The organism is Pseudomonas syringae (genome assembly GCF_000737245.1).
In the GTDB taxonomy this organism is placed as follows: Bacteria; Pseudomonadota; Gammaproteobacteria; order Pseudomonadales; family Pseudomonadaceae; genus Aquipseudomonas; species Aquipseudomonas syringae_J.
This window is the reverse complement of the sequence record NZ_JPQU01000036.1, coordinates 15724-36474: the sequence shown is the minus strand read 5'-3', so window position 1 is coordinate 36474 and position 20751 is coordinate 15724. Positions and strand designations below refer to the sequence as shown.

20 protein-coding genes, 1 tRNA gene and 1 pseudogene are annotated in these 20751 nt (G+C 57.1%); 8 read left to right on the top strand and 14 right to left on the bottom strand.

The window, feature by feature from the left end; translation table 11 throughout:
* Position 1 precedes the first annotated feature (1 nt).
* A pseudogene (locus IV01_RS0125115) lies at positions 2 to 688 on the bottom strand (hypothetical protein); the annotation flags it as partial.
* A gap of 369 nt (positions 689 to 1057) precedes the next feature.
* Positions 1058 to 1147 (bottom strand) — tRNA-Ser (locus IV01_RS12030).
* 253 nt (positions 1148 to 1400) lie between these two features.
* Here IV01_RS12030 and IV01_RS12035 point away from each other — a divergent pair.
* The 5 genes from IV01_RS12035 to IV01_RS12055 all read left to right on the top strand — a co-directional run bounded on the left by IV01_RS12035 (position 1401) and on the right by IV01_RS12055 (position 4614).
* Complete coding sequence (locus IV01_RS12035) at positions 1401 to 1592, top strand: hypothetical protein (protein WP_032628781.1); 192 nt, start codon at positions 1401 to 1403, stop codon at positions 1590 to 1592.
* A gap of 157 nt (positions 1593 to 1749) precedes the next feature.
* Positions 1750 to 2043 (top strand): DUF6388 family protein, encoded by a 294-nt coding sequence (locus tag IV01_RS12040; RefSeq protein ID WP_032628779.1) that lies wholly within the window; start codon positions 1750 to 1752, stop codon positions 2041 to 2043.
* Between the two features lie 8 nt (positions 2044 to 2051).
* Positions 2052 to 2714, top strand: coding sequence for a class I SAM-dependent methyltransferase (locus IV01_RS12045; RefSeq protein WP_032628777.1), 663 nt, complete (start codon positions 2052 to 2054; stop codon positions 2712 to 2714).
* A 111-nt stretch (positions 2715 to 2825) separates the two neighbouring features.
* A complete protein-coding gene (locus tag IV01_RS12050) occupies positions 2826 to 3518 on the top strand; it encodes a crotonase/enoyl-CoA hydratase family protein (RefSeq protein ID WP_032628776.1) in 693 nt (230 codons plus the stop codon).
* 124 nt (positions 3519 to 3642) lie between these two features.
* Positions 3643 to 4614, top strand: coding sequence for a magnesium and cobalt transport protein CorA (locus tag IV01_RS12055; RefSeq protein WP_032628775.1), 972 nt, complete (start codon positions 3643 to 3645; stop codon positions 4612 to 4614).
* 75 nt (positions 4615 to 4689) lie between these two features.
* Here IV01_RS12055 and IV01_RS12060 read toward each other — a convergent pair whose 3' ends face one another.
* The 3 genes from IV01_RS12060 to IV01_RS12070 all read right to left on the bottom strand — a co-directional run bounded on the left by IV01_RS12060 (position 4690) and on the right by IV01_RS12070 (position 8917).
* On the bottom strand, positions 4690 to 5409 hold the full coding sequence (locus IV01_RS12060; protein WP_032628773.1) for an amidotransferase: 720 nt from the start codon (positions 5407 to 5409) through the stop codon (positions 4690 to 4692).
* 128 nt (positions 5410 to 5537) lie between these two features.
* Entirely contained in the window at positions 5538 to 7682 is a 2145-nt protein-coding gene (locus IV01_RS12065; RefSeq protein WP_032628772.1) for a 3-hydroxyacyl-CoA dehydrogenase NAD-binding domain-containing protein, read from the bottom strand.
* Positions 7683 to 7711: 29 nt separating this feature from the next.
* Positions 7712 to 8917, bottom strand: coding sequence for an acetyl-CoA C-acetyltransferase (locus IV01_RS12070; RefSeq protein WP_032628769.1), 1206 nt, complete (start codon positions 8915 to 8917; stop codon positions 7712 to 7714).
* Positions 8918 to 9564: 647 nt separating this feature from the next.
* Here IV01_RS12070 and IV01_RS12075 point away from each other — a divergent pair.
* Together IV01_RS12075 and IV01_RS12080 are read left to right on the top strand one after the other, a co-directional pair.
* Complete coding sequence (locus IV01_RS12075) at positions 9565 to 9936, top strand: rhodanese-like domain-containing protein (protein ID WP_032628766.1); 372 nt, start codon at positions 9565 to 9567, stop codon at positions 9934 to 9936.
* Positions 9926 to 10756, top strand: a complete 831-nt coding sequence (locus IV01_RS12080) for a c-type cytochrome (RefSeq protein WP_229636124.1) — start codon at positions 9926 to 9928, stop codon at positions 10754 to 10756. Before IV01_RS12075 ends, IV01_RS12080 begins: the two co-directional genes overlap by 11 nt.
* Before the next feature lie 144 nt (positions 10757 to 10900).
* Here IV01_RS12080 and IV01_RS12085 read toward each other — a convergent pair whose 3' ends face one another.
* The 7 genes from IV01_RS12085 to IV01_RS12115 all read right to left on the bottom strand — a co-directional run bounded on the left by IV01_RS12085 (position 10901) and on the right by IV01_RS12115 (position 18373).
* Positions 10901 to 11719, bottom strand: a complete 819-nt coding sequence (locus tag IV01_RS12085) for a transglutaminase family protein (protein ID WP_032628761.1) — start codon at positions 11717 to 11719, stop codon at positions 10901 to 10903.
* Positions 11716 to 12675, bottom strand: a complete 960-nt coding sequence (locus IV01_RS12090) for an alpha-E domain-containing protein (RefSeq protein ID WP_020291501.1) — start codon at positions 12673 to 12675, stop codon at positions 11716 to 11718. Before IV01_RS12090 ends, IV01_RS12085 begins: the two co-directional genes overlap by 4 nt.
* Positions 12676 to 12687: 12 nt before the next feature.
* Positions 12688 to 14097, bottom strand: a complete 1410-nt coding sequence (locus IV01_RS12095; protein WP_032628760.1) for a circularly permuted type 2 ATP-grasp protein — start codon at positions 14095 to 14097, stop codon at positions 12688 to 12690.
* Between the two features lie 479 nt (positions 14098 to 14576).
* Positions 14577 to 14918 (bottom strand): ribonuclease E inhibitor RraB, encoded by a 342-nt coding sequence (locus IV01_RS12100; protein ID WP_032628759.1) that lies wholly within the window; start codon positions 14916 to 14918, stop codon positions 14577 to 14579.
* A gap of 277 nt (positions 14919 to 15195) precedes the next feature.
* Positions 15196 to 15432 carry a hypothetical protein gene (locus IV01_RS12105; RefSeq protein WP_032628758.1) on the bottom strand — a complete coding sequence of 79 codons (237 nt, stop codon included), beginning with the start codon at positions 15430 to 15432 and terminating at the stop codon, positions 15196 to 15198.
* Positions 15433 to 15692: 260 nt separating this feature from the next.
* A complete protein-coding gene (locus IV01_RS12110) occupies positions 15693 to 17780 on the bottom strand; it encodes an LTA synthase family protein (protein ID WP_032628844.1) in 2088 nt (695 codons plus the stop codon).
* Positions 17781 to 18181: 401 nt separating this feature from the next.
* Entirely contained in the window at positions 18182 to 18373 is a 192-nt protein-coding gene (locus tag IV01_RS12115; RefSeq protein ID WP_020291491.1) for a PLDc N-terminal domain-containing protein, read from the bottom strand.
* A 158-nt stretch (positions 18374 to 18531) separates the two neighbouring features.
* Here IV01_RS12115 and IV01_RS12120 point away from each other — a divergent pair, with 158 nt between their 5' ends.
* Positions 18532 to 19458 (top strand): ZIP family metal transporter, encoded by a 927-nt coding sequence (locus tag IV01_RS12120; RefSeq protein ID WP_032628754.1) that lies wholly within the window; start codon positions 18532 to 18534, stop codon positions 19456 to 19458.
* On the opposite strand, the gene IV01_RS12125 is transcribed toward IV01_RS12120, so the two are convergent.
* Together IV01_RS12125 and IV01_RS12130 are read right to left on the bottom strand one after the other, a co-directional pair.
* Positions 19455 to 19976, bottom strand: a complete 522-nt coding sequence (locus IV01_RS12125; RefSeq protein WP_032628752.1) for a hypothetical protein — start codon at positions 19974 to 19976, stop codon at positions 19455 to 19457. The two genes, IV01_RS12120 and IV01_RS12125, sit on opposite strands and share 4 nt — an antisense overlap.
* 94 nt (positions 19977 to 20070) lie before the next feature.
* Positions 20071 to 20610 carry an ankyrin repeat domain-containing protein gene (locus tag IV01_RS12130; RefSeq protein WP_032628750.1) on the bottom strand — a complete coding sequence of 180 codons (540 nt, stop codon included), beginning with the start codon at positions 20608 to 20610 and terminating at the stop codon, positions 20071 to 20073.
* Between the last annotated feature and the right edge of the window lie 141 nt (positions 20611 to 20751).

Below are 20751 nucleotides of genomic sequence, written 5' to 3'. Positions count from 1 at the left end.
GCTAGTTAGAAGTTATAGACTTCAGCTCTTCCCCTTGACTAGCTGCTAATGCAGAATTTTCCATGAAAAGGGCTGCTGATGATGTAGGCGGCCCCGAAGCGTGAACGTGTGCTGCAATTTGGACGTTCATCTCAGCAAGCAAATCCAAGGCGTCACACAGCACCTGGAAGATGTTCACGCGCTCGGATCCCACGTGGTTTTTCGGGGCAATTAAGCGCTGGCTGACCTCCGACACGCTCTTTCGTAAGCCAGCGATCTTCTCCTGCATATCGCCACCCACGGTGGCGTTATGGGTTTTGCCCACAACCACGTTGAGGTCGCGACCGGTCGCCTGGTGCATGTCGTCGACGGCGGCCAGCGTTGCGGTACCGGCTGAGTTGAGCTTGAGCGCGCCCAGGGCATTGATTCGCTTGATGCCCCCCACTTCCTCAGTGGAATGGTTCTCTACGTCCTGAAGGTGGCTCTGGTACTTCTCGCTGTTGCCCAGGGCTTCCACTTCACGCGCCAGGGAATGGTCGCGGATCTTGCCGTCCGTGAGGCGTAGCCAGTTGCCGTCCGCGTCGACGCGCTGCTGCACCGCGTCACTGTGTTGCCAAACCTGGTCACCCTTCGGCACCCCGTGCGGCAGGATCGTTTGAATGTAGGGCTTGCTGGGCGAGCCATTGGCGAAGCGCACAACTACGTGGGTGCTTTAAATTCAGACTTACCGGCGAAGAGCGAGAACGCGTTGCCTCTCGCTAACCGCGTCGTTGACCTTCGCGAGCAAGCTCGACTCCAACAGGGGTGCGCGGTATATGCAAGATGTTCATCTGCGTTTGAGCAATACCATCGCGAGCAAGCTCGCTCCTACAGATGACCGAGGATCCTGTAAGTGTGGTGCATGCTCGCGGATAACGATGGCGCGGATTGACTGAATTACGGCGTCGATGGCATCGCGGGCAAGCGCGCTCCTACGAGGGGGTGCGTTCAGCCTCTAACCGGTTTTGCTATTCAGCCCCACAAACGAAAAACCCCTGACATTCACGAGGAATCTCAGGGGTTTCGTTTACATCGAATTTGGCGGTGAAGGAGAGATTCGAACTCTCGATACAATTTCTTGTATACACACTTTCCAGGCGTGCTCCTTAAGCCACTCGGACACTTCACCGTATCTCGTCACACCGTTGGTCTGTCGAGGCGCGCTAATGTAGTTCAAAGCTTTATCGAACGCAAAGGTTTTTTTCAGAATTTTCATGCGGTTAAGCAAAAGTCTCTGGCTTGCCGTTCTCCGGCCAGTGGTGGCGGACGTTCGGATCCCCGCGCGCTCTGAGGTAGCTATGTCATTTTGATGTCGTCGGCGTTCTACGTCTTCGCCGATTGTTCTATATTGGGCGCGGCTGACGCGGCGGAGAAAGCAGACGATGGCACATTCGGCCCGATATCAGATTACGGACTCGGTTCGCAGCATTGAGATCGAGGTGGGCAAGCTGCTGGATCTGGTGGTCATGCTCAAGGAGGCTGGCGACGAAAAGCTGTCAGCGAGCGTGGCTTTGCAGGCAAACAGGCTGCTGGATGCAGCGGTGGCCTCGAGGATGGCTCTGGCGGCTGAATAGCCCGACGCGCTAAACAAATCAGAAAAGTCTCACAACCACACGCACGCAGCGGCACTGGCACCTCCCCCGTCAATCACGCACAATCGCGCCTCTTGTTGTCCTGTTACCCACGGGTGCAGAGATGATTCACCTTGCTCCAACACTGCCGGAGAACCACATGAACCTGCTCGAATGGAACGATGTTGCCCTGGCCAAATACCTGGAGACCAACCCGGGGTTGCGCGAAGAGATCAAGGATCTGAGCGCCAAGGAGCAACTGGATCAGACCAAGTGGGCATTCGAAGACGAGGCCGAAGATCAGGGCATTGAGCCCTGGGAGCTGGCTCTGGAGTTAATTGCCGAAACGCCGGAGCAACTCAAGGCCATGCGCCTGGAAGCTCATCAGCAAGTCGCCGAGACATTGGGGATGGACTGGGCCGAATACTGCGAGCTGAATGAAATAGAGGAGTAAGACTCGTCATGAATGCCTCGTCAGAAGCTGGAGCTGCAGTCTACTCACCCCTGACCTTGAAGCTTTATGACACCTGGGTGCTGGGCATTTCAAATCGATTTGCCTGGCAGTGCCCAACCCGGGAAGTGTTACAACCTTTTTTCGACCGACAGGTAGGCCGGCACCATCTAGATGTAGGCGTAGGCACCGGTTACTACCTGGCGAATGCCAACCTGCCCGACACAACCCAGGTGACGCTGCTGGACCTCAACACTAGTAGCCTGCAAGCCGCCAGCCAGCGGCTCGGCCGCAAGGACACCCAAACCCTGCAGCATGATGTGTTTTTACCGTTAGGAGCAAAGCAGGTCGGGCGTTACGACTCCATCTCGCTGTTCTATCTGCTGCATTGTCTGCCGGGCACCATGACCGACAAAGCCACGGTGTTTGCCAATCTAAAACCTTGCCTCAAGCCAAACGGCGTCTTGTTCGGCGCGACGATTCTTGGCGACGCCGTCGCTCATAACGGTTTCGGGCGCAAATTGATGGCGATCTACAACAAGAAGGGCATTTTCGGTAACCGCAGCGATACGGTTGAAGGGTTGCGCAGTGCCCTTGCCTTGCACTTCGCCGACGTTCACATAGAGGTTCGGGGCAAAGTCGCGCTGTTCAGTGGCCGATCACCCATTCAATAACCAGCGCAGAGCCGGTTTGACCACAGAGATTATCTGACTCGGTAGTCATCGCTTTACCTCTTTGTTAGGGGTGAGTAACGTCTGCTCACTTCAATAACAAGGAAACTTGCCATGAGTGATCTGATCTCTTACCAACTGGAGGATGGCATCGCCACCCTGACCTTGAGCAACGGCAAGGTCAATGCGATTTCACCTGCGGTGGTGGCGGCGTTCAACAGTGCGCTGGATCAAGCTGAAAAAGATCGTGCGGTGGTGATTATCACTGGGCAGCCCGGCATTCTATCAGGCGGCTACGACCTTAAAGTCATGACATCCAGTGCCGAGGCGGCCATCAGTCTGGTCAAGGAAGGGTCGACTCTGGCTCGGCGCCTGCTCGCTCACCCCTTCCCTATCGTCATCGCCTGCCCTGGGCACGCCGTCGCCAAGGGCGCTTTTCTATTGCTGTCCGCCGACTACCGGATCGGTGTCGAAGGCCCGTTCAGCATTGGCCTGAACGAGGTGCAGATCGGCATGACCATGCACCATGTGGGTATTGAGCTGGCACGTGATCGGCTGCGCAAATCGGCGTTTCATCGCTCGGTCATCAATGGGGAAATGTTCGACCCCAAAGGTGCAGTGGATGCTGGCTTCCTCGACAAACTGGTCAGCGCTGAAGAACTGCCTCAGGCCGCCCGCGATGTAGCGTTACAGTTGAAGAAGATCAACATGAGCGCGCATAAGCACACCAAACTGAAAGTCCGTAAAACCTTGCTCGAGACCCTCGACGCTGCGATCGAAGCGGACCAGAATCACGCCCTGAGCTGATCCCTGCCAAGGGTCGCACAGCCCGCCATCACGGGCTGTTACCTTGCGAACTCGCGGCGAGTTACCGACTCTGAACAAAAAGCCCGACATTCGGGCGAATGCAATCATAAGAAGTGAAGTCATCATGGGCCGAGTCGTCGCCGCTGCGGTTTATAGCGCAGGAAAAAAAATAACCAATATCAGCCTCGAAGAAGGCGCCGCCTGGGCCGCCAAGCCAGGCCATTTTGTGTGGATCGGCCTGGAACAACCCAGCGCCAGCGAACTGGCCAGCTTGAAGGAGCAATTCAACCTGCATGAGCTGGCGCTCGAGGATGCGCTGGAAGTCCACAGCCGCCCCAAGCTGGAGACCTTCGGCGACGCCTTGTTTATCGTCACCTATGCGCCGGTGAGGGAGAACGGCAAGCTGGAGTTCATCGAGACCCATATCTTCGCCGGCAAGGGCTACATCATTACTTCGCGCAATGGCCACTCCAAGTCCTACGGACTGGTTCGCCAACGTTGCGAGGCGCGCCCGCTGCTGCTGGAACATGGCGAGGACTTCGTGCTGTATGCCCTGCTGGATTTCGTCACGGAAAACTATCAGCCGGTGACCGAAGCCATTCATTGCGAACTTGAAGAGCTGGAACACAGCGTGCTCACCGGCGCGCTTAAAGAAACCGATATCCAGCGTATCCACAGCCTGCGCAGGGATCTGCTGCGCTTATGGCGTTACGTAGCGCCCATGGTTGAGGTCGGCGAAGAGCTGCAGAAGCTCAACTTCCCCTTCATCGACAAAAACATGCGGCCGTACTTTCGCGATGTGGAAATCCATGTCAAACGGCAGATGGAAGACCTCGGCAACCTTCGGGACATCGCCAGCCAGACCATTGAAATCGGGTTGCTGCTGGAGTCCTCGCGACAAAGCATCGTGCAGCGCAAATTTGCCGCTTGGGCGGCCATCCTCGCCTTCCCGACGGCCATTGCGGGCATCTATGGCATGAATTTCGAGAACATGCCTGAGCTGACCTGGCACTACGGATATTATGTGGTGCTGGGGGTGATTGTCGGCGGGTGCAGCGCGTTGTTTGCCAGCTTCAAGCGGTCGGGATGGCTTTGAAGCAGCGGCAAGCGGCAAGCTTCAAGCGGCAAGAAGACGCTGGTCCGCTTTTCACTTGCAGCTTGCAGCTTGCCGCTAAACCGCTGCCTTATGAGCCACAAACCGCATCATCCACTCCGCCACGGTCAGGCCGTGATGGTCGTGGTCCAGGCTGGCGACGCCGCTTAGGTAGACCTGCTCACCAAGGCATTGCTGGCGAATGTCGAGCAAGGTCCGAGAGTAGTCATGTATGAATTCCGGGTGGCCCTGGAAGCACAGCACCTGATCGTTGATGTGATAAGCCGCGAACGGGCAGAAGTCGCTGGAAGCGATCACTGTGGCGTTTTCGGGTAACGCCGTGACCTGGTCCTGGTGGCTGATCAACAAGGTCAGTATTTCCATGGCCGGACTCATCCAGGGTGTCGCGGGCGCCAGATTGTAGTGATGGATACCAACGCCCCAACCCTTGGTGGCGCGCTCGCTTTTACCGCCCAGCAACAACGCCAGCAACTGGTGGCCAAAGCAGATACCCAACAACTTGTCCCCACGCTGATACAGCTCCAACAAGTAGACTTTCAGGGTTTCGATCCAGGGATCGGTACCAAACGAATCTGCCTTGCTGCCGGTCACCAGATAAGCATCGAAGCGCTCGCCTTCCGGCGGGTAAACACCTTGCATCACGTTGTAGACCACAAACTCTGCGGCGATGGGCTGGCGCGCGAAGAGCCGCTCGAACATTCGCCCGTATCCCTGATATTGATCGACCAGTTCCGGGCGCAGGATGTCGGTTTCCAGAATGCAGATGCGTAGCGGCATAAAAAGTACCTGAAGCGGTAAAGGCGATAGTGCTCCGATCAAGCCTGCCCTGAACCGACACTTCAAGGCAAGGGGCCATTTGCGGGTTTGCTCACGATTGCCTTAACTGGCGCTGAACCGGTTGCGGATTAGAATGCTTGCCCCTTGAGCGCCTTATGCAGCAACAGCGACGGCGGCTGGAAACGGTCGCCGTAATGTTCAGCCAGATACCGCGCCCGGGCGATGAAGCCTGCCAGGCCGTATTGATTGATGAACTGTAGCGCTCCACCCGTCCAGCCTGCGAAGCCGATGCCGAAGATCGAGCCGATATTGGCGTCGGCTACGGAGTGCAATACCCCCTCCTCCAGGCAGCGCACGGTTTCAATCGCCTGAACGAACAGCAGGCGATCACGGACGTCCTGCGCCGGGATGTGCCGGTCAGGCTTTTCAAAGTGCTTTTTGAGTTCCGGCCAAAGATGCTTGGGCGCGCCTTGCGGATAATCGTAGAAGCCGGCACCCGAGGCCTTGCCGAAGCGTTTGAACTCGTCGACCATCAGATCAATCAATGCTGTCGCTGGATGCTGCAGCGCAGGTTTGCCCTCAGCGACAAGGTCTCTGACGGCCTGGCCGCGGATGTGGCTCATCAGACTCAACGACACTTCATCAGACACCGCCAACGGTCCCACAGGCATGCCCGCCTTGCGCGCTTCGGTTTCGATCATGGGCGCGGGAACTCCTTCGCCGAGCATGGCAATGCCTTCGTTGGTGAAGGTCGCGAATACCCGTGAAGTGAAGAAGCCACGACTGTCACTGACCACAATCGGGATTTTTTTGATCTGCTGTACGAAGTCAAAAGCACGGGCCAGTGTGGCGTCACTGGTCTGCGCACCCTTGATGATTTCCACCAACTGCATCTTCTCCACGGGGCTGAAAAAATGCAGCCCGATGAAGCGTTGCGGGTCGGGAATCGACGACGCCAGGCCGGTGATGGGCAGTGTCGAGGTGTTGGACGCAATCAAAGCATTTTTCAGCGCCAATCGCTCCGCTGCCGCACTGACTCTGGCTTTGAGCTCACGATCCTCGAACACCGCCTCGATGATCAGATCACAGCCCTGCAGATCGGAGTCACGGCCCGTGCTGTGAATCCGCGCCAGAATAACTTCACTTTGCTCAGCGCTGATCCTGCCGCTGGCAACCTGCCGGGCCAGTAACCGGGCAGAGTGCTCACGGCCCTTTTGCGCCGTTGCCAGATTGAGATCTTTCAGTACGACGCTTATGCCCGCACAGGCGCTGACGTAAGCAATCCCCGCGCCCATCATGCCCGCTCCCAGTACGCCGAGCTTGCGGGTCGGCACGACTGGGAAATGCTTGGGACGCGAGCTGCCCTGTTTGATTTCATTGAGCTGAAACCAGAAGGTGCCAATCATGTTCTTCGCCACCTGACCGGTGACCAGCTCAGTGAAATAGCGGGTCTCGATCAACTGTGCAGTCTCGAAATCCACCTGCGCGCCTTCGACGGCTGCGCACAAGATTTTCTCCGGTGCCGGGAAACACCCCTGAGTCTTGCTGCGCAGAATGGACGGTGCGATGGCGAGCATCTGCGCCACTTTGGGATGGGCAGGCGTTCCACCGGGGATCTGATAACCCGGCCTGTCCCATGGTTGGATGATCACCGGATGGGCAGTAATCCAGGCCCGTGCCCGATGCAGCATCTCGTCCCGATCATTGGCAATGTCGTCAATCAGCCCGGCTGCCAGCGCATCCCGGGCTGTGAGGCCTTTACCTTCCAGCAGATGCGGCAGCGCGCGCTCCAGCCCCAACATGCGGACCATTCGCACAATCCCGCCGCCCCCCGGGAGCAAGCCCAGTGTCACTTCCGGCAAGCCAATTTGCATGCCGGGAATATCCAGCGAAATCCGGTGATGACAGGCCAGACAGATTTCGAAACCGCCACCCAGGGCTGAACCATTGATTGCAGCCACCACCGGTTTGCCGAGGGTCTCCAGACCACGCAACTGTTGCTTGAGACTCTGGATCATTGCCTGAAACCACTGGGCCCGGTCCTTGCCCACCTGAATCAATTCGTTGAGATCCCCCCCGGCAAAAAAGGTTTTTTTACCCGAAGTGAGGATCACCCCGGCAATCGAGTCTTTGTCTTCCGTCAATCTGACAAGGGTTGCGCTCATCGCCTGGCGCCAGCTCGCGTTCATGATATTGGCGCTGTGCCCTGGCATATCGATAGTCAGGACCACGATGTTGTCCTGACCCTTTTCATACTTGATAGCATCGGTCATGAAATAGTCTCTGCAATCGGAGAGTGGGCTCAGCAACGCTCGATGATGGTGGCGATCCCCATACCACCGCCGACACATAGCGTCGCCAGGCCGAAGCGCAACTGGCGCGCTTCCAGTTCATCAAGCAATGTGCCGAGGATCATGCAGCCAGTAGCACCCAGCGGATGGCCCATGGCGATGGAACCGCCGTTGACGTTGACCCTGCCAGGGTCCACTTGCAGATCCTTGATGAATTTGAGCACCACGGAAGCAAAGGCTTCATTGACCTCAAACAGGTCGATGTCGTCTATCTTGAGACCCGCCTTGATCAGTGCCTTGCGCGTCGCCGGGGCCGGACCGGTCAGCATGATGGTCGGGTCAGTACCGGTTACGGCTGTGGCGACGATCCGGCCCCGCGCTCGCAAACCCAAGGCTCTGCCCTTGGACTCCGAACCGATCAGCATGGCGGCGGCCCCGTCGACGATGCCGGAACTGTTGCCCGGTGTATGCACGTGGTGGATGCGCTCGACATGACTGTAGACACGCAATGCCGTGGCATCGAAACCCATCTGACCAATCGATTCGAAACTCGGCTTGAGTTTACTCAGCCCGTCCAGCGTCGAGTCCGCGCGGATGAACTCATCGTGATCCAACAGCAGCAAGCCGTTCTGGTCACGCACGGGGATCAGGGACTTTTTGAATGAACCGTCTTGCCGGGCTCTTGCCGCCTTGAGCTGTGATGCCAGGGCATAGGCGTCCACATCCTGCCGTGTGAAGCCCTCCAGTGTCGCGATCAAATCGGCCCCGATACCCTGCGGGGTGAAATGGCAATGCAGATTGGTCTGCGGATCCAGCACCCAGGCTCCGCCATCGCTGCCCATGGGCACTCGGGACATGGATTCCACCCCGCCCACCACGACCAACTCTTCAAAACCCGATCGAATCTTCATGGCCCCAAGATTCACGGCCTCCAGACCTGACGCGCAAAACCGATTGATCTGCACACCCGCAACGCTGACATCCCAGTCCGCCACCAGAGCGGCAGTCTTGGCTATATCTGCGCCCTGATCAGCTACCGGCGTCACGCAACCCAGGACGATATCGTCGACCTGCGTCGTATCCAGCCGGTTACGCGCCTGCAATGCGCTCAACAAACCGGCCATCAGGTTCACCGGTTTGATGCTGTACAGCGCACCATCGGGCTTGCCTCTGCCGCGTGGGGTGCGTACCGCGTCGAAAATCAAAGCTTCGGTCATGAAGTCCCCTGAATCCTTATTGTTCTCGGGTGATGCGTGCTAACACCTTAGCTGCATCCCGACGGGATTCAATTTTCAACCCAGCTTCAAGGCCAACCCCAACTGTAGGAAAAATCCGACCCGGACGAACGGCGCCCAACCCTCCTCAACGGTCCGCGGTGGCTAAAGGCGTCTAGCAGGGGAATGTCAGCGACCGAACCTGCTCACTTAGAACCGGTTATGCCTTAAAACTAGGCTCTAATACGAAAGAGGTCTAAATAGCAGGGCACGTGGACTCTAAGGTTAAGTCTGTAGCATTAGCGGCGCGATAATAACTACTTGCAACGCGCGGACAACCGGCAGGCTTTGCCGGGTCACTTTTGCTCAGAGAATCACCTTTGCCAGCTGCCCGACATTCACGATGAATTCGGTGAGCTTTTGTCGCTCAGGAATAACAAAAAAAGGCAGACCGCCATGTTCAAACGTTCGAAAGTACGTCAGGCCGGACTTATTGTGTTCGCCACGACTCTGTTACTGATTTTGCCAAATCTGACCAGGTTGTTCGGCTGATCGCCGACTTATCCTACGAAGCCTGCTGGCTCCGCTGCGCTTCCGGGCAGCTCCCATCTATGCCAATCTCTGTACTCGTGCATGAGGGAGGTGCAGGTATGAGCAAGTGGTCAGCACTGATATTGATGATGATCTGCGGCTCGGCAGCGGCAGGCGACGTCGAGCAGGCGGTGGCGGTCGCGGCCCTGAAGGAAGGAAAGCTTGCCGTCGATGTTCGCAACCAGACGGATTACGACGCAGGCACTGTACTCAATGCAGTGCGCATTGAAGAACAACGGCTGGTGCCTCAGATCAAGCAGGTGCTCAACGACCGTAACGTGGTGTTTGTCGTGTTTAGCAGCAGCGACGAAAAAGCCAGCAAGGCTCAGGACAAACTGAACAAGGCTGGCTACTACAGCGTCATCAATGGTGGCAATTACGAAGAACTGCACAACGCCCTGTACGACATTACCGACGATCCTGCGGAGTAGCTTTTTGCGTTCTATTTTGACTTGGGCCTCGCTGGCATTGACAGCAGCGTTGGCCGGTCCCCTGCATGCAGCCACCCTGACGATCGAACAGTCAGGTGGCGGCAGGAGCTGGGAAACCAGCCAACTGCTCAGCCATCCGCAAATCCAGACTCTCACAATCAGCAACGACGTGGCTTACAAGCACACCATGACCTATCGCGCCCTTCCGCTTGCCGCGTTGCTTGAGGGCGTCAGTGGGCAGGATCATGTGCAGGCCGTGGCCACCGATGGGTTTGCCGCTGAACTGCCAGCGGCTCCGCTGTTGCAAACCAGAGGTTCCAGAGCCTGGCTCGCCATCGAAGATCCCAATCACCCTTGGCCAGCCGTGAACAACGGCTTGCACAGCGCCGGACCGTTTTATCTGGTGTGGACCGACCCTCAAATCGACAATATCCACCGTGAAGAATGGCCATATGCGATCAGCAAAATCAGTGTCCTGGCACCGGTTGGCGCACGCTTCCCGGCCATGAAACCCGACTCAAAACTGGCAGCCGACGATCCGGTCAATCAGGGTTTCACGCTGTTTCAAAAGAACTGTCTGGCCTGCCATCGCCTTAACGGCGGAGGAGACTCACAGCTGGGTCCGGACCTGAACGAGCCACACAGCCCAACGGAATACTTCAGCGCTGGTTATTTGCGCCAATACATCCGCGATCCTCAAAGCCTGCGCAGCTGGCCTCAGGGCAAAATGCCCGCGATCCCCGAGCAGGTACTTTCGGATACGGAGCTGGATAGGGTATTGGATTATCTGGAGCACATGGCTGAGCGACGTCGCCAATGACCGATGGCGGCCTCCCTGAATAAACTCAGGACCTGTAGGAGCTCACCGAGGTTACGAGGCCAGCGATAGCGGTGTGTCAGACAAACCGCTATCGCTGCCTCGCGTTGCTCGTGAGCGCCTACAGACGTAAACACGTGTCACTAACTACTGATGCTGCACCTGCATCAACACCTTCGGTGCGCCGGGCATAGGCGCGACGAGGACCTTGGCGTGCATCTGCTCACAGCCGCCGCCACGGCGCATGCCACGGACCGGGCAAGCGTCAAGGTAATCCAGGCCAACTGCCAGTTTCAAATGGCGCTCCGGAATAGCCAACTGGTTGGTCACGTCAAAGCTGTACCAAGCATCGTCGACCCATGCTTCCGCCCAGGCGTGACTGGCCAGATGTTCGCTATCTTCGCTGTACAGGTAACCGGACACATACCGCGCCGGGATACCCAGGCTGCGGGCACAGGCAATAAACGCGTGGGCGTGATCCTGACAAACACCGGAGCGCCCGGCAAACGCCTGAGCGGCGCTGGTATCAACCTCGGTGGAGCCAGGCGTGTAGGTGATGTGCTGATTCAATGCGTGCATCAGGTCGATCAAACTACTGCGATCCTTGCGCTTGCGACACTGTTTGGTAGCGAAGGCTCGAATCGCTTCGTCAGGCTCGGTTAGCCGAGTGAAACGCAGAAACGGCAAAGGTGACTGGCTTTCGTGTTCGGATTCACGTTTTTCATCAATCTCCACTTGGCCACGGGCACCAATGATGATCGCTTCATGAGGCTCATCCATGGTCAGCACGTGCAGGATATTTCCGAACGGGTCGATTTGCGCACGAACCGGACGCGGCAGACTCAGTTGCCAGCTGAGCACTTGTTGGCGCTCGCTGTCATGGGGCGTCAGACGCAAATACTGGATGCTGGCGCGTACCTGATCCTCGTAGTGATAGGTCGTCTCGTGGCTAATTGAGAGTCTCATGCAGCCTCCAGATAAGAAGTGTGAATTGCGTTACCCAATTGGGCTACCAACGGAATGAATTCGTTCAACCACTCGTGCAGGCCCTCCTCCAGGATTTCGTCGATCCCGGTGTAGCGCAGGCGTGCATCCAGCTCTGCCGCCAGACGCTGGGCAGGACGCCCATTGGCGCCGGGCAGACTGGCGAGGATCAGATCCAATTCTTCGAGGCAGGCACTCAGGGAGCGTGGGATATCGGGACGCAACAGCAACAGTTCGGCTACCTGACGAGCACCTGGCGCGTCGCGGTACAACTCGGTGTAGGCCTCGAACGATGACAGCGCGCGCAGCAAGGCACTCCATTGGTAGTAACCATGAGCCGAGCTGTCGGAGACCTGATGGGTATCGCGGCCGCGCAGTTCAAGCATTTCGTAACGGGCATCAAGCAGGCGCAACGTATTGTCGGCGCGCTCGATAAACGTCCCCAGACGAATGAAACGAAAGGCATCGTGACGCATGATCGTGCCGTAGGTCGCGCCGCGAAACAGATGCGAACGCTCTTTGACCCACTCACAGAAACGGCTCATGCCGTAACGGCTGAGGCCTTGTTCGGCGATACCACGAATCTCCAGCCATGTGGCGTTGATGTTTTCCCACATGTCAGCGGTGATTCGCCCACGCACCGCATGGGCGCTGGCCCGTGCCGCGCCGAGGCAACTATAGATGCTCGCCGGGTTGCTGGCGTCGAGGGCAAAAAAATGCAGCAGGCGTTCGGCATGCAGCTCGCCGTGGCGCTCCAGATAATGGTCCAGCGTGCCAGTGATCAATAGCGGCATCGCCAGTTCGTCCAGGCCGTCGCCGCGTCCATCCTGCGGCATCAAAGACAGCGAATAACTGACGTCCAGCATCCGGGCGAGGTTTTCCGCTCGCTCCAGATAACGCGACATCCAATATAAATCCGAGGCAGTTCTACTTAGCATTGGCAGGCATCCTTAATCCTCGACCACCCAGGTGTCTTTTGTTCCGCCACCTTGAGACGAGTTCACCACCAGCGATCCTTCGCGGAGCGCAACGCGGGTGAGCCCACCGGGTACGACGCGGGTTTCACGACCAGAAAGGACAAACGGGCGCAAATCGATGTGGCGCGGCGCGATGCCGTTTTCGACAAAGGTCGGGCACGTCGACAAACACAGCGTGGGTTGCGCGATATACGCGTGGGGCTTGGCCTTCAGGCGGGCGCGAAACGACTCGATCTCCGCAGCGCTGGCCGCAGGGCCGACCAACATGCCATAACCACCAGAACCTTGGGTTTCCTTGACCACCAGTTGCGACAGGTTAGCCAGGACGTGGGACAAGTCCGCAGGTTTGCGGCATTGCCAGGTCGGTACGTTCTTGAGGATGGGCTCTTCATCCAGATAGAAGCGAATCATGTCCGTGACGTACGGGTAGATCGACTTGTCATCCGCGACCCCGGTACCGATGGCGTTGGCTAACACCACATTGCCCGAACGATAGGCCGACAGCAGACCAGGGACGCCGAGCATGGAATCGGGGTTGAACGCCAACGGATCGAGGAACGCATCATCCAGACGGCGGTAGATCACATCTACAGCCTTGGGCCCGTCAGTGGTGCGCATAAAGACCCGATCATCACGCACAAACAGATCGGCGCCTTCAACCAACTCGACACCCATTTCCCGAGCGAGAAAAGCATGCTCGAAAAATGCGCTGTTGAAGCGACCAGGCGTCAATACGACCACGCTCGGATTATCCAGCGGGCTGGAGCTTTTTAGCGTATCGAGGAGCAGATTCGGGTAATGATCAATGGGCGCAATACGCTGAGCCGCAAACAGCTCAGGGAAGAGACGCATCATCATTTTGCGGTCTTCGAGCATGTAGCTCACGCCGCTTGGCGTGCGCAGGTTGTCTTCGAGCACGTAATAGGTGCCATCGCCATCACGCACCAGGTCGACCCCGGAAATATGCGAATACAGATCACGATGAAGATTGAGCCCCTGCATCGCCAACTGATACTGCTCGTTGGCCAGCACCTGCTCGGCCGGGATAACCCCAGCTTTGATAATCCGCTGCTCGTGATACAGATCGGCGAGGAACATGTTCAGCGCTTTGACACGCTGTATGCAGCCGCGCTCGACCACCCGCCATTCACTGGCAGGAATGCTGCGAGGAATGGTATCGAACGGGATCAGCCGCTCGGTCCCCTGCTCATCACCGTACAACGTGAAGGTAATCCCGGCGCGATGAAACAAAAGGTCGGCTTCGCGTCTGCGCTGAGCCAGAAGCTCAGGCGGCGTCTCGCCAAGCCAGCGGGCAAATTCCCGATAATGCGGGCGGACCAGGCCGCCAGCATCGTACATCTCATCATAAAAGGTGCGGATCATGCCGTACTCCTTGTCACCACGGACACCAAGGGCCTTCGCAAGGCCCGTGCCATCGGCATAAACGCTTAAATATCAACTGGTTATATAAAGACGAAGAACTCATCGCACCATTCCTGTGCAAGAAGCTTCTCAACCAATTCTCCTACGCCTCATTCGGAAGCGTCCTACCGCTGCAAAATCTATGATTAGCATAGTCAGAGTTGATTTCACGAGGCCATATTGTTTCCACATAATCAACGACATCCGGGCAATAGCTGATTTAACTGCCCCGTTTCAAGTCGCGACTGAAATCGACCTTGACGCTGAACTGACGAACTTCCCTTTGAGCCACTCTTACCGAGTGGCTTTTTTTTGTCTGCTGCTCGGCATCCGAGTCTGCGAATAGTCGCGGCAACCTTTAGAACCCACAAACTAAAACCGGCCAATTCGCAGGACGCATACCCCAGAATTGACCGGCTGTTCAACATGTACCAAATGCATCAGGAGTGGAATCGTCTGATCTCCTGGGTCACACCCCACCCCTCAACCTCGCCGTCCAATGGCGTGATGGCGGCCTGGAAGTCTTGTTCAAAATCACCAATACCGTCATAGGTCGCGTGCATGACCTTGCTCAGCTGCAAGTGCCATGCGCCGTCGTCGCGGATGTTGATCTGGGTATTGAGTGACTCACCACGGTACTGTTCTGCTGCTTGCCGCGCCCGCTCCTCATCCGGGAAAACGGCGTAGAACTCGATCGGATAGATGCGTGCGAAATCGAAACCGCCTTCTTTCATGCGGCGCAGTACGTTACTGCTGATGTCCTCTTGATTGGCTGTGCTCATGAAACGTCCTCCTATGCAACGATAGATAGAGTTTCAACATTCCTGAAGCAGCCTTTCTGCAAAGGCTGCCAAGCGCCAGTTGCTCCGACGCAGGGGATCAAGCATGTAGCTGACAAGGCCATGTCCGGGCTATGAGGCGCTAGCCATATAGCAGGCTCCAGACAGGCATCGACATGGAAGAGACTGGAGAATCACTTCGCCAGCCTCGATTTCAGAGTAACCCTATCTCCGGCGTTCTGCCAATGACCCGCCGAAGCATTTTTTCACCTGCACACGATCATGACGCTTCGATGATAGAGATGATTTGAACGGCATTCTGTTCTTTAAGGGTTTTCACCGTTGGCTCGGCAGTACGGCCTTCGAGGTCGTTCATATCCAGCTCAGTAGCCACCGGAAACAGCTTCGGACGAAGTTGAATAGCGGCCTCTTCCTCACTGGGACGATGCTCTGAATCAAGAACAACATTTTGTTGCACACCATCTTTGTCGAGATAGGAAATGGTCCACTGTTTCATCAATGTCTCCTCAGCAGCCGAGAACGCGGCTCACGTGATCTTGACCTTTTTGCGCGGGGATTCGTTCAGACCATAGCGCACTGGAGTTGTTTTTTTGTGGGAGCGAGCTTGCTCGCGAAGAGGACGGTACATCCAGCCATTTTATCGGGCCCGATAAATCGTATTCGCAAGCAAGCTTGCTCCCACAGAGTCATGGGGATGCCCCACGGAAAACAAAAAGCCCCTGCAATGAGGGGCTTTTTGTTTATTGGGGCTGGGGATCAGTTTTTACTGGCTTCGACCCCGGCCGTGTTATCCAGCAGGCTCTTGGTGGCCGTTTGCAGGAAGCTGTCCAGCTTCTCGCGCAGCGCCTGAGTGTCCGGCGCGTCCGGAATCACTTCGGCGTGTGGCGTGCGGCCCAGGGTGTAGGACAGAACCTTGGGTTCCATTTCCTTGGGCTCGATCAGGATCCGGTCGCCGGTGACCAAGGCAACGGTCTGCTCGCTACCCGAAGGTTTGATGACACCGAAGCCTTTGTCCCCTTCCGGCAGATTGAGCAAGTCACGACCCCAGCACTGGTGGCGGGTTTCGCCGCCCAGGCGGCCCATGATGGTCGGCACGATGTCGATCTGCGTACCGACAATGCTGCTGCGCTGACCGAACTTCTCCTGCATGCCCGGCGCAATGAGCAGCAGCGGAACGTTGAAGCGCCCCAGGTCCATTTCAGTGATCTGCTGGTTGTTGCCGAAACCGTGATCGCCGACCACCACGAACAGGGTTTCCTTGTAATACGGTTCTTTCTTGGCTTTCTCGAAGAACTGACCCAATGCCCAGTCCGAATAACGCATGGCGGTCAAATGTTCGTCCAGCGTGCCGTGGCCGGTGACAGCTTCCATCGGCAACTTCGGCGGCAAGGCATAAGGCGTGTGGTTGGACAAGGTCTGCAACAAGGCATAGAACGGCTTGCCGCTTTTGCCGCGGGCCTGCAACTCTTGAGCGCCACGGTCGAACATGTCCTGGTCGGAAACCCCCCAGGTCGGATCCGAGAACACCGGATTGACGAAGTCATTTCGGCCTATGAAGGTGGTCATACCCTGGTTGCTGAAAAAGCCCGACTGATTGTCCCAGGCGAAGTCGCCGTTGTAGACGTAAACATCGTCATAACCACGAGCGCTGAGCAGTTGTGGCAAACCGGACAACTTGTGAGAGCCCTCGGGCGTCTGCATCAGGTATTCGAAACCCGGCAGGTTCGGGAAGCACGCCATGGTGGCGAACATGCCTTGGTGGGTATGGGTACCGTTGGAAAAGAAACGGTCGAACAGCAGCCCTTCCTTGGACAGTTTGTCGAAGTAAGGAGTGATATTGGCTTCATCACCCAGCGCACCGACGGAGTGTCCGGCAAAGCTCTCCATCAGGATCACGACCACGTTCTTGATCGGCAGCGTGTTCTGCACGGGCGGCGTGAAATCGCGGCGAACGGCAGCCAGATTCGGCTCAACCAGCTTGTCGTTAGCGGTCAGCAGCATGTCGCGAACCGTTTGCTGGGCCTGTGGCTGGGGCAGTGTCGCCTTCCAGATATTGTCGCGATCTTCGGACATCCGGCTTTTCGCAGCCGCGATCAGCGTCAAGGTGCCGTTCAGACCCAGGGTGTTGGCGAAATTCGATTCGGTGGTGTAAGCATCACCCCAACGCAGCGGCGGGCCTTGGCGCAACGTACCGCGAGCGGCGACGACAGCGATCAGCAGGCAAACCACAAACACCCCAATGCGCGCGTACCACGGCGCAACAGCGCGGTTGCTGCTGTTGCTGACACTGAACTCACGGCGCGTACGAGTCATACGGTCAACGCCTTTGAACACCAGGCTCAACAGCCAGGTGACAACGGCCCAGGCCAATAGGTAGCGAACCACCGGGAAGCCGTACCACAACATGCTCAGAACGGTTTTCGGATCTTCCTTCACATACTGGAACACCAGCCCGTTGAGGCGTTGGTGAAACTCGCGGTAGAAGTCCATCTCCATCAAGCCGAAGAACAGCGTGATGCTAGCTACCAGGGTCAGCCAGAAACGGAAGAAACCGCGAGCCGCCATGGCCCGAGCGCTGAACAAAGCCAGCAACAAGGGAATCAGCAGGTAAACCGTCAGGCGCAAATCAAATCGCATGCCATTGAACAGCGCCTCGACAAAAGTCGAGGCCGGGCTGTCGCCGATCATCTCGCGGTTGTAAACCAGCAAGGCGATACGCAACAGCGTGTACATCACCATCAGCACCAGTGCGCTGAGCAGGGTGTAGGCCAAATGCGATTTGACGGTGGGTTGCAGCGAGCGCGACGACGCGGGCTTATGACTCATAGCGTCCGTTGTGGCCATGTTGTTGTGGGATCCGTTGGTTTCAAAAATAGGGTTTGGAAAACTCATGCGTTCGGCGATGCGCGGGACACTGGCAGAACGACGGGGCGCAAATCTTACGTGATCGCCCGCCATTTAGCAGCGCAGTGCGATGTTTGTTCATCTGGCGGCTCTCGAAAGGCTCTTTTCGGCCCCCTCGCCCAGCTGGCGGCGCCCGGCCAGCATCACAAGAAAAGCGCGCGGGATTTTCAGGGACCGGGTGTGAAAATTTTGTTGAGGCACTTGAAATGTTACACATACGCAGCAATCAGCGATGAATGTCATCCAGGTTCAACCAGAATGCACGCCCCATAAAAAACGCCTGAAAGCTCAGCGCAATCAGGCGTTTTGGTTAAAGCTTGGTTTCTGGCATCAGATAAAGCTTAAATCCGCACATTCCCCCGCGGCCCTGCAATAGCCCAGATGATCAGGCCCAGCACCGGCAACAGCGCGATCAGCAGAACCCAAAGGATTTTCATCCCGGTTTCGGCACCACTTTTCAGAACGTTGATGATGGCCCAGATATCGAGGGCGAGGATAATCAGCCCTACCAAACCGTTGAAAGTGGAACCCATGGTGTTGCTCCTGAATGAATGTTACTGACTAAGATGATGGCAACGTTACAGGGTTCCGTTGAACCAACGGCATATTTACAGGTTCCGAATCTGGGCACCATAACTTTTGGGCGGCGGCTCTGCGGTGCTCTTAAATCCTGGCAAGAGGTCACGAAGTCATGCAAACCCCGTTACAACCCCGAACGCTTTGGTCCTCCTGGTACGCTCAGGCACAGGCCGCGCCTTTGCTCAGCGCCGGGCTGGTGCTGGTGCTGCTGGTGGTGCTCGGCCTGGTGATCGCAAGCGGTTACAACGCGATCTATGGTGCGAACCAGGCCAATCTGCAATACGCCTTGCTGGGCGGAACGGCGGGGTTTGCGGCCACGGCGCTGGGTGCGGTGCTGGCGGTTGCACTGCGTGAAGTCTCGCAACGCGCCCAGGATGTGATGCTGGGTTTTGCGGCTGGCATGATGCTCGCTGCCAGTTCGTTTTCCCTGATCCTGCCGGGGCTTGCGGCGGCTCGGGAAATAACCGGCAGCGGACCGTTCGCGGCGGCGACAGTGGTGTTGGGACTGGGTCTGGGTGTAATGCTGATGCTCGGCCTGGACAAATTCACCCCTCACGAACACGAAACGATTGGTCGACAAGGACCCCACTCGGAACGCATCAATCGGGTCTGGCTGTTTGTGTTGGCGATTACGCTGCACAACTTTCCTGAAGGCATGGCCATCGGTGTCGGCTTTGCCAATGGCGATATGAATGTGGGCGTGCCATTGGCCAGCGCCATCGCCATTCAAGATATCCCGGAAGGCCTGGCCATCGCCCTTGCGCTCAGGGTCACCGGCTTGTCGACGCTCAAGGCGATGCTGGTGGCGATTGGCTCAGGTTTGATGGAACCCATCGGCGCGCTGATCGGCCTGGGTATTTCCAGCGGTTTCGCCATCGCCTACCCCATCAGCCTGGGTCTGGCGGCCGGGGCTATGATCTTCGTGGTGTCCCATGAAGTCATCCCGGAAACCCATCGCAACGGCCATCAGACCTCTGCAACACTGGGCCTGATGGGCGGTTTTGCGGTAATGATGTTTCTCGATACTGCCTTGGGTTAAGCGTTACGCAGCGCTTCAAGAGCGGGCGCTGCGTGAATGCCCACGCCAGCACATAGCTCAACGACACGTGCCTGATCGTTGCCGTATACCAGTACCGCCTGGATTTCATCATCCAGCGGCTGGCTGAAATTCATCAGCACGTAACCGCCCATTTCCTTGTTCATGCTGCCCAGCTGGATCTGAATCCGGTTGAGCGCCGTCAACGCTTCGACCTTGGCCAGCTGCTTGGGCTTGATATTAAACGCGACATCGGGGCCAAAGGACTCGACGATCTGGGCAAACAGATCCATGTAGCTATCGGCCTGGAACAGCACGGTATCCGGGAGGCTGCCAACCACCACCCACTCACCGAGGGCAATCGGAAAGGTTTCGTCGTAGTTGACGTCCGGGTTGGCTTGCAGAAAGGCTTGCGGATCAGCGTAAGCCTGGGCTGCTTCATCAGCAATTCGCTCAATATCCTGCTCGCCCATGCAACCCGAACTGATTTTACCGATTAATTCGATGAGTTGATTTTTCATGGGGTCATCCTGATGCCGAGCAAAAAATAAGGCGCGAAGGATACCGGCAAATCCTCCGCGCCTCTATCTATGCATTCACAGGTCTATGAATTCATCAGCCGACCAGTTTGCTTAACTGCTCAGCTGTATCGGCAGCGCCCATGGTCTGCGCTGCTGCCAGAGGGGTAACGCCCTTGGCATCCTGTGCGTGCGGGTTCGCGCCCTTGCTGATCAGGTAGTCGACGATTTCAGTGCGGTTGAACATGGCCGCCATCATCAATGCCGTGCGCCCGTCAGCCGAAGCGCCCTCGACCTCTGCGCCAGCCTCGACCAGCAGTTTCACCACCGCCAGATCCCCTTTGAACGCGGCCCCCGCGATAGGGCTTTGTCCATTGTCGTTACGGATTTCCGGGTCAGCCTGATACTTGAGAAGCGTCTGTACCGCGTCCTGATGGCTGTGGTAGCTGGCGAGCATCAGCAGCGTATCGCCCTTGTGATTGCGCAAATTCGGGGTCAGGCCCTTCTCTAATAACTTATCGAGCATGACCGCATCGCCACGACGGGCAACGTCAAACACCTGCTCGGCAAACTCCAGCGCCTCATCATCGGTCATGGCCACAGGCCCTTGGCCGTGCGTGGTGTTCTGGTCTGACATGTTGACTCCTGTTATTCAAGACTGAGCTAAAGGCTGAAACAGCCTGGCGTAATCAAATGACCGCAAGTCTCCCGAGCGGTTCGCCGCAGGTCAAGACACGTTGCCGACATCCCATGGCCACTGGCTGAAAGAGCAGGTATG